Origin of the sequence: Bowmanella yangjiangensis (assembly GCF_017255015.1) — a bacterium.
GTDB lineage: Bacteria > Pseudomonadota > Gammaproteobacteria > Enterobacterales > Alteromonadaceae > Bowmanella > Bowmanella yangjiangensis.
This window is the reverse complement of sequence record NZ_JAFKCS010000039.1, coordinates 1-9,096: the sequence shown is the minus strand read 5'-3', so window position 1 is coordinate 9,096 and position 9,096 is coordinate 1. Positions and strand designations below refer to the sequence as shown.

Here is a 9,096-nt window from a genome sequence, read left to right as displayed (position 1 = left end):
AAGATCGGTACGTTGTTTTCTCCGGTGAAAATCTTCGCCCCGGTGGCGCTTGCCATGTTCCTGCTGGCTTCGGGCTGGTATGGCTATACCCTGTATAGTTTCGGTCGCTTCACCAATATGAGTGCATTGTTGTACAGCGGCGCTGTGATGGTGTTTCTGATGGGGCTTATTTCAGAGCAGATCACGGCGTTGATGTATAAAGACACAAAGTGATACTGGTCGACATTCGGCTTATGGTTCGTGCTACAGCAGGTTTTGTCGCATATGGGCGTCCGCTGCGTACTCGTTATCTTGATAATGAATTAGGCACGGCATATTTGCTGTGGAGACATTAATGCGCTGCGCATCGATCACTGTCACATTCAGTCCAGATCCTGTGCTTGTTGTGACTCAGCTGCGAGCTCTACCAGACGATTGGCTCCGGCTGGTGGTCGACAACGGTACTTCAGATGATGAGTGGGCGCTTATAGAGCCGGCAATTGCCAACCTTCCAGGAGTCGAAGTGATGCGCCTTGGTGCGAATCTGGGGTTGGCTGCTGCGCAGAACCGCGGCATGGAGTACTTAGCGGGCCGAGGCGACTGCACTCATGTGTTGTTGCTGGATCAGGACAGCGAACCGCTACAAGGCTCGGCTAGCGCCTTGGCTGATGCCCACTCCGCTCTGGTGGCACGCGGGTATCCCGTAGGGGCGGTTGGCCCAACGTTACGCGACCCTGTATCAGGCGTGCAGCATGGCTTCCATCAGGTAGTAGGTTGGCGTTGGGCGCGTGTTAATCCCGTCGATGGAGCCCCGGTGCCTTGTGAGTGCCTCAACGGAAGTGGAACGTTCATGGCTCTTGAGCTTGCGTTGTCTTTAGCGGGGATGGACGAAGGTTTGTTTATCGACCATGTTGATACCGAATGGTCGTTCCGGTTACTGGCTTCCGGTCATCGGTTATATGGCGTGCCAGAGGCCTCTTTTCTGCACCGTATGGGCGACCGAACTACGCGGTTATGGCTGTTCGGTTGGCGGGTTTGGCCGGTGCGCTCGCCAAGTAGGCATCGTTACCTTTTTCGCAATGCGGTGTTGTTGCTTGGACGCTCTTACGTTCCGCCTATTTGGAAAGCGTGGGCGGTAGTAAAGCTGGGTCTAACAGTGGTGGTTTTTGCACTTGCTGGGCCACAGCGTTTGGCCCAGCTAGGCAATATGGTTGCGGGTGTTCGGGATGGCGTGCTTGGGCGGTCGGGTGCTCTGTGACCAGGATGTCTAGGCTCGCTGCCCTTGCGAGAGACACGCTGTCGGGTGGGGTGTGGATGGCTGTACGAGTCTTCTCCTTGGCTGCGTGGCTCTGGCTGCTCGTAAAGCAGCTCCCAGCGGAAGACTTTGGCTGGCTCGCCTCGGTGCTCGCAGTGTCGGCGGTTTGCTCATTGGTAGCCCCATTAGGTATTCCCTACCTGTTCTTTGCTGATGCGCATTCGTCAATCAGGAATGGAAAACGTTGGAGTGAGGCGCTTGGTGTTCTTATCGTCACTGGCCCGTTGCTGGCTATCTTAGGAGCTTTGTTGCTCGATAGGTGGTTGGGGGGCGTTGTTTCTCTGCATGTGACAATCGCTTTCATGGTTGTCGAGGTGTTGATCGCTTCGCTTGTCCAGTCTGCCGGTCTGTGGGGGCATTCGATTGGCCATATTGGTATTGCTGCCGGCTTGCCGGCAGCGCTGACAATTGCACGAGCAGTAGCGGCAGGGCTGTGCATGACTCTGTTGGGCAATGCAGACATGATGTTAGAGAGCTATTTGCTCATTCATGTCGTGGTAGGAGCCTTGGTTGCTTTCGCCATGCTTATATGGGTCACCCGGAGCGTTGCGTTGGAATGGCGACCTACTTTCCCGCTGATTAGTACATTCATTGCCGCATGGCGTTACGCGGTAATGGGAGGCGCTGCTCTAGCTTCAAGTGAGCTCGACAAGCCCTTGATGGTTCGCGTTATGGGACTTCACCAGGCGGGGCACTACGCAATGGCGTACCGCGTATGTTCGGCATTAGCTATGCCTGCCACTGCATTGGCGGCCACTATGCTGCCGCGCTGGGGGGCGGCTGTCGCACAGCGTGATGTCGTTCGTTTGAAGCGCTCGTTTATCGCGGCCTTACTTGCTGTCGCTGCTATCGGTATTGTACTGATAGTGCTGTTGTATACCTTTTTGGCGATATACCCCCCAGGTAGCTTCGGGCTCTATCCGGATGCGTGGCCATGGATGCAGGGGTTGGCAGGTTTAGTGGTGCTCATAGGGCTTCGTCAAGTGGCTGCCACGGCATTGATTGCTGTCGGGCTTCCGTTGGTAAGGGCGCTGTTAGATATAGGCAGCCTTGCGATTCTCGCGGCGGTCGCGTTTCTGACATACCCGGCGTTGAGCATCGGAGGTGTAATGTTTGGTTGTCTTCTTGCCGAGGCCTGTGCTGCGATTACCATGGCCTTATTTTTTTTTCTCGCTCTAGACGAGTTGAGGTCAGTTGGAAGCTCCAGTGATGTATGAGAGTCAAAGAAGCGGTGACGAAGGCGGAGCTGAATGGGACAAGGCAGATCTTGAATACGTCACGATCTGTTTGGCCTGTGGCGGAGAGCAATTTGCTGACCGCCATGAGGATCTTGAAGATCTTTTGGGGGGCTTGCCGGGGCGCTGGGGGTTTCTGGCTTGTTCGGTGTGTGGCTCGCTTCACTTGAACCCACGACCGACACCCGCGGCCATTGGTCGAGCCTATCCGACTGACTATGTGACCCATGGCAGCGGCGGGAATGCAAACTCGCGCGATAATGGCTCTTCGTGGGTATGGCGATTGGCCAATGGATACCTTAACGCGCGTTTTGGCGCTACGCGGCATCCTGCTACTCGGATAGGCCGTTGGCTAGTCCCCATGGTATGGCCGCTTCGTCAGCAGCTTGATTACTTCTTCCGCCATTTGCCGGCTAAGCCCGGTCGTGTACTGGATGTCGGGTGCGGCAATGGTGCTTTTCTCTTGAGAGCGCGATCTGCTGGATGGGTGGTACAGGGTATTGAGCCTGACCCCCTCGCCGCAATGGGAGCGCGGCAGGAGGGGCTCGATGTGGCGAACTGTGCAATTGAGGCGTTCGCACCGGCGGCGCCGTTCGATCAAATTACTCTTTCGCATGTTTTTGAACATTTGCATGCGCCTGATGAGGCGTTACGGCGGATGCATCCGTGGTTGCGGCCTGGCGGTACGTTGTGGATGAGCCTTCCCAATCCCTCTGGGCTGGGACATCTTGTTTTCGGACGCAACTGGTTTTCTCTAGATCCTCCGCGCCACTTGTTCTTGCCTCCGCCCCGCCAGGTTGTTGCCATGCTTCGGGCTGCCGGTTACCAGGATGTGCGCTTGATGCGTCGTGGAAGAGGTGCGCGTAGTTCGATACTCCCATCAGTGGAATACGCTCGTCGCCGCAGTCGAGGGTTTACATGCGGGGGTGCACTTATCGCGTCTGTAATTGATGTATTGGGATCATGGTTTCCAGCGCTGTCCGAAGAGATAGTCGTTATTGCCAAGCGGAGAAAATAGAGCTGTGTGGGAAGACGGCGATTTAGAACGTCTCAGGGCTTGCCCTGTCTGTGGTAACGAGCGTTTGCTCAATGCCTATGAGGGGTTGATAGATCTCGAAGAGGACGTGCCAGGGACTTGGTCCATGGTGGAGTGTCCTGGGTGTGGCAGTTTGTTATTGGACCCACGCCCCACTCCTGCGGCATTACCGAAGGCATATGGTTCGTACTATACGCACCAACCCCCTCTCGCAGAGAACGCTGTGCTTCAGGGGCGAGGTTTGCTCAAGAGTATCGCCCGAGCTTACCTCGCACGTCGCTATCGCATCGGTGTAGCAGGCCCGAAATGGATGGTTCTGCTGGCTTTATTGGCATGGCCGCTTCGGCAGCAGCTCGATTATCACCTGCGCCATTTGCCGCGCGGTGGTGGGCGTTTGCTGGATTTAGGATGCGGGAGTGGTGGTTTTCTGCAGCGTGCTGGAGAGGCCGGGTGGGAGGTAGTAGGAGTTGAGCCTGATCCAACGGCAGCAGGTGTTGCGCGTCAATCGTCTCATGTCGATGTCCATGCGTCGCTCGATGATGTGTCAGGTCTGTTCGACGTAATTACGATGGCCCACGTTTTGGAGCATGTGCATGATCCGCGCGTTTTGCTTGCAGATTGTTATAGCCGTCTCCGCCCTGGAGGGCATTTGTGGGTTGCTACGCCTAATATTTCAGGTCCGGGGCACCATTTGTACAGTGATGCCTGGCAGCCACTCGAAACGCCAAGGCATTTGGTGATGCCGCCCCCATTGGCGCTTGCATCCCTTTTGCGGGATGTGGGTTTTGATGAGGTGCGTTTCTTGAAGCGTGGTCGGGGTTCCGCTAAGCGACTGCGTGCAAGCCGTGAGCGAGCGATGGCTCTCGGCCGTCGCTCCTGGATGGTCGGGCCGTTGGCATTAATGGTCGATTTGGCCGCAAGCTTGTCAGCATTTGCCGGAGAGGAGTTAGTGGTTACGGCTACACGGGGCGTACGATGAGTGCTCGGTTGCAGGCACTGGTGGTTGAATACCGCTCCCCGCATCGTACGATCGCGTGCGTCAAAGCGTTACTAGAGCAGGGGGTGCCGGTCGTACAGGTGGTCGACAACAGCGCGGACGATGGCGTCACTTGCGCGTTGCTTATATCTGCGTTTGCTGATGATGGCCGCGTTCGGGTTTTAGATGCCGGCGCCAATCTGGGCTTCGCGGCGGGAGTTAATCTTGGACTTCGTCACCGTGTTTCTGAGCGGGTATTGCTGATCAATAACGATGCGTTACCAAATGCCGGGGTGATCGCTGCGCTAGAAGCTGCATTGAATGCCGAACAAGATGTTTGCATTGCTTTCCCCTCGCTCCTACATGACGGGCAGCGGCTGGGACAGGTCTACTATCACCGCTGGTTTGCGATACTGATGAGTTGTCGATGGCCTGGGACCTTCGAGGTACCACGGGGATGTTGCATGCTTGCGGCGCTTGATCGCATACCAATTACCCCGCTTTTTGATGAGCAGTTCTTTATGTATGGTGAGGAAATCGCCTTGGGCTGGCACTTGCATCGGCGGGGGGCGCGTATCAGTCATGTTGATACTGTGTGGGTAGATCACGAGGGATCGGCAACTGCCAAGCGAGGATCACCATTTTATGAGGAGCGTACGGCACTGGCTCATTTGCTATTGAGTAACGTACTTGAAAACAAAGTGAGTGAGCGGCGGATACTGGCAGCTGTGCGTTTTACCATGCTTGTGCTGCGGGCGTTGGTTCGCTCACTGCGCCAGCGTAGCTTTTTCCCCCTGTTCGCGCTGAGGCGAGCCCGGGGTATTGCTCGAGGTGTCATCACTGGAGCGCTGCCGCCAAGTTAATATTTCAAGCGGTGTGGTTTTGTTTCCATCGGAAAAGTACCCAGGTTTTCTCTAAGGTTCTCCCCAAAACGTTCCCACGCAAACTGTGACGCGAAGTCTTGGCACGAGCGGGGTGTGGGTATGTCTGTATGCAGTATTTTTATTATCTGTTCTGAAAGTGCTACGTAGTCGCCTGAGGGCACAAGTGTTCCTGATAGTTTTTCCGACACTGCATCCACTATTCCGCCGGTAGCAAACGTCACCGTCGGTAATCCATGCGCGGCTGCCTCAATTGCGACCATTCCAAAGCCTTCAGGGTCATCAGGGATGTGTCGCACAGGAAACACATGTACGTTGGCAGCTTCGTAGGCAGTAGCCAGCCGTTTCTTGTCAGTGATTACGCCCAAAAACCTGATATGCCCCGACACGCCAGACTTTGCAGCTTGGGCCTGAATGCTTTCAACGCTTTGGATTCCTGCGCCTAAGGAGTTCTTTGGTGCTTCGCCAACCACTACGAGCACTGCATCAGGCTCGGTCTCTACGATGGCGGGCAGTGCCTGCTCTACAAACTCCCGCAAGCCCTTGCGTGTCGTCAGGCGTCCTACGGATAGCAGGATCTTTTTGCCAGTTAGTCCGTGCTGCTCTTTAAACGCTGCGATGCTTTCTGCAGGTTGTGATGACTCCGGCAGGCTGACGCCAGGATAAACAATACTGATTTTGTTTGGGTTTACGTCAGCCGCTATGGCCAGAGCGTGTGTAGGCGAGCTATTGACGATGACCTTATCTAGCATCTTGAATATTGGCCGCCAAAGTCTGCGGTACAGGCCGTGATTGACGCTAATGTCGAAGCCATGCAGATATGCGGCCGAGCGGGCGCCGCGCAGTTTGCTCAGCAACCAGGCAATGGGCGCCGTAAGGCCGCTACCCGCCAAAATGACATCCGGTTTCCAGCGCAAGGTAATCCACACCCCCCTGAAAAAGGCCATCAGCAGGAACAGTGGTAGGGGCTTGAGTGGCGTTTCAGTCAGGATGACAGATTGGGGCTTCAGTGCTGCCGCTCCTCCCGGGCCGATCACCTGTACCTCGTGCTGTTTGGCTAGTTCATCAGCCATATGCCAGTTCAGACGCTCCATACCTCCGACCAATGGGGGGAGGTTGCGCGTGATCAGTAGGATGCGCGTTGTCATTGAGTGGCCTTTTCGTAACGCTGAATCTGTTCGAGGAAATACGGCGCAGTGTTGGCGACAAAACTTGCGGTCAGGTGCTGTGCGTCCCTGTACACCACCGTTCCGTCGCGCATGGCCTGGCATTGTCCGTCCGGGCAGACCAGCTTGCTGGTGGGCAGCCAATAGGTGTTTGGTTGTGTCTCCGCCACGGCCTTGAGTAGTTCGGCTACATGGGTATATTGCGCCGGCCCCGCGGGGTTCTGGCATGCGGCCTCATGATCGGCGCCATGTCGCATGAGGCATTGGGGGCCGCTCACTTTCAGCGTTGGGTTGGCCTCCAGCAGGTAAATGGCTTTTGCGCTGTGTGCAAATTCCTCAAGTATGCGGCGTGTGCCCTCTTGCCATTGTTCATCACTGAAAGCATTGGAGGCTGTGCTGCCAATGAACAGACGATCAATCGACTGCTGCTGTAACCACGTGACTGCTTTTTCCCTCCATTCGGCGCATTCGGTGTACTCCCTGCCGATACGTGCATAGAAGTACGGCTCATCCACCATCGGGCATGAGGACTTTGTTAGAACGATCAGTCGCCACTGTGCTGGATCGAGTGCGCGTTCCAATGCAGGAAACCATTGGGCACCAATGCTGTCTCCGAGAAGAACGGCTGTCTTCTGGGCATCCTCTCTCCCATAGATGCAGGGTTTCAGGTCTGCATTCTGATACCAGCTATCGCACCCTTGCTTATAGAGAATTGGAACATCGGACAGGGCTCGGACAAACGCCTGGTTGGCTGTTGCCAATTGTCTCTGGGTGTCGGTCTGCCACTTCAGGAACTGAGAGTTGAGCAGAAGCATCGTGAACACGGCCAGGACGATCTGCCATTTGGTCTTGATGCGGGCTGCCGAGCCGTAGCGAATCGGGTTCTCTATCAGAACGTACGTCAGTATCGCAGCCAATAAGGATACGGCCAGGGCGAGGAACGTATGACCGAGATGGCCTTTGATGGGGGCCAGTTGCTCGCCGATGATGAGAACGGGCCAGTGCCAGAGATACCAGCCATATGAGAGCCGTCCCAGTCGTTGCATCGGTTGCAGCGCGAGAAAACTACCGATGATGGTCTGTTTGCCGCTACTTCCTGCCCATAACAACAGGCATGTAGCCAGGGTGGGTAACAGTGCGAGAGCGCCGGGGTAGACGGAGTCCGGCTCGATGATCACGAGAGCGCTCAGCAGCAGAAGGAGGCCGCTGCTAGCCAAGGCCAGGGCGATTGAGCTGGAGGCTCTCCTGTCTCGAGAGAGTAGCCATACCAGAGCACCGGCTGAGAACTGCCAGGCGCGGGTCGGCATCATGTAGAAGGAAAACTGCGGGTTCGACACCGAGAACAGCATGCAGGCGCAGAAAGAGATCACCGTGATCACGGTAAAAAAGCGTACTGCCGCTATGTGGGGGTTCCGACCTTTGCAGTAGCCGGCGACCAACAAGATCGCGAGTGGCCACATCAGGTAGAACTGCTCTTCAACGCCCAGTGACCACGTATGCAGCATGGCATTGCTGGTGTTTTCATCTCCGAAATAGTCGACGTCGGAAAAGGTGAAGTAGATATTGCTGAGCCAAACGACTGCCATGGCGGTCGCGATACCTTGCTCCTGGTACTGGCTTTCATGCAGCAGGTAGCTGGTCAGCAGGCTGGTAACAACCAGCATCGTCGCCAGCGCGGGGAGCAGTCGGCGTAGGCGGCGTGCATAGAAGCGTCCAAGTGCGATCGTGCCGGTCGTGCTCTGCTCTCTCAACAGGATGCTGGTTATCAGAAAACCGGAGATGACAAAGAAAATGTCGACGCCGATAAAACCGCCCGAGAACCCAGGGAGATCGAAATGGGCGGCGATAACCAAAAGAACGGCTATGGCCCGAAGGCCCTCGATATCAGGTCGAAAAGAAGCGTTCATCGCGTGCTGGCGTTGGCCTGTTATTGGATAGCTGCGTGGCGTCGGATTATCTACCGCTGCCTCGGGATTGGCTTAGGCTGAGACTACGTTCGCTTGCCGGGGTAAGCGCCCTCGTGTATCGATAACCAGGCGTGCTTGATTCAGTAGCTGCTCGTAATCGAAGCTGTCGTGATCGGTAGCAAGAACCAGGCAGTCGTAGCTGGCGATATTCTCTGGGCTTAGCTCGATGGACTTCAGGTCGAAGTGATAATCCCGCTTCTTGGGGAAGCACGGGATATGCGGGTCGGCGTAGTCGACCAATGCGCCTTTGCCGTGCAGGAGTTCCATTATCTCCACGGCCGGCGATTCGCGGCTGTCGTCGATGTTCTTCTTGTAGGCCAGGCCCAGCACCAGAATGCGGCTGCCTTTGACAGCCTTGCCGTGGTCGTTGAGGGCGTCTGCGGTTTTCTGTACGACCCAGTGCGGCATGTAATGGTTGATCTCACCGGCCAGTTCGATGAAGCGCGTGTTGATGCCGTATTCCTTGGCCTTCCAGGTCAGATAGAAAGGGTCGATGGGGATGCAGTGACCGCCGAGACCCGGACCCGGCTGGTAAGGCGTG

General features: G+C 56.0%; 9 protein-coding genes. 6 read left to right on the top strand and 3 right to left on the bottom strand.

Annotation, left to right across the window (positions count from 1 at the left end):
• The 6 genes from J0A65_RS20465 to J0A65_RS20440 form a co-directional block, all read left to right on the top strand.
• Positions 1-213 (top strand): hypothetical protein (locus J0A65_RS20465; RefSeq protein WP_206596198.1); only part of this gene is annotated, 213 nt, incomplete at its 5' end.
• A 121-nt stretch (positions 214-334) separates the two neighbouring features.
• Complete coding sequence (locus J0A65_RS20460; RefSeq protein ID WP_206596197.1) at positions 335-1,237, top strand: glycosyltransferase; 903 nt, start codon at positions 335-337, stop codon at positions 1,235-1,237.
• Between the two features lie 56 nt (positions 1,238-1,293).
• Entirely contained in the window at positions 1,294-2,511 is a 1,218-nt protein-coding gene (locus tag J0A65_RS20455) for a lipopolysaccharide biosynthesis protein (protein ID WP_206596196.1), read from the top strand.
• A complete protein-coding gene (locus J0A65_RS27955) occupies positions 2,504-3,547 on the top strand; it encodes a class I SAM-dependent methyltransferase (RefSeq protein ID WP_206596195.1) in 1,044 nt (347 codons plus the stop codon). Before J0A65_RS20455 ends, J0A65_RS27955 begins: the two co-directional genes overlap by 8 nt.
• Before the next feature lie 241 nt (positions 3,548-3,788).
• The gene (locus J0A65_RS20445; protein WP_206596194.1) at positions 3,789-4,544 is read left to right on the top strand and encodes a class I SAM-dependent methyltransferase; all 756 of its coding nucleotides are present in this window, start codon (positions 3,789-3,791) and stop codon (positions 4,542-4,544) included.
• Entirely contained in the window at positions 4,541-5,404 is an 864-nt protein-coding gene (locus tag J0A65_RS20440) for a glycosyltransferase family 2 protein (protein ID WP_206596193.1), read from the top strand. Before J0A65_RS20445 ends, J0A65_RS20440 begins: the two co-directional genes overlap by 4 nt.
• Here J0A65_RS20440 and J0A65_RS20435 read toward each other — a convergent pair.
• The 3 genes from J0A65_RS20435 to J0A65_RS20425 all read right to left on the bottom strand — a co-directional run.
• Entirely contained in the window at positions 5,401-6,516 is a 1,116-nt protein-coding gene (locus J0A65_RS20435) for a glycosyltransferase family 4 protein (protein ID WP_206596192.1), read from the bottom strand. The two genes, J0A65_RS20440 and J0A65_RS20435, sit on opposite strands and share 4 nt — an antisense overlap.
• Positions 6,517-6,566: 50 nt before the next feature.
• Entirely contained in the window at positions 6,567-8,495 is a 1,929-nt protein-coding gene (locus J0A65_RS20430) for an acyltransferase family protein (protein WP_206596191.1), read from the bottom strand.
• A 72-nt stretch (positions 8,496-8,567) separates the two neighbouring features.
• On the bottom strand, positions 8,568-9,096 hold a 529-nt coding region (locus tag J0A65_RS20425), incomplete at its 5' end, for a UDP binding domain-containing protein (protein ID WP_332874364.1).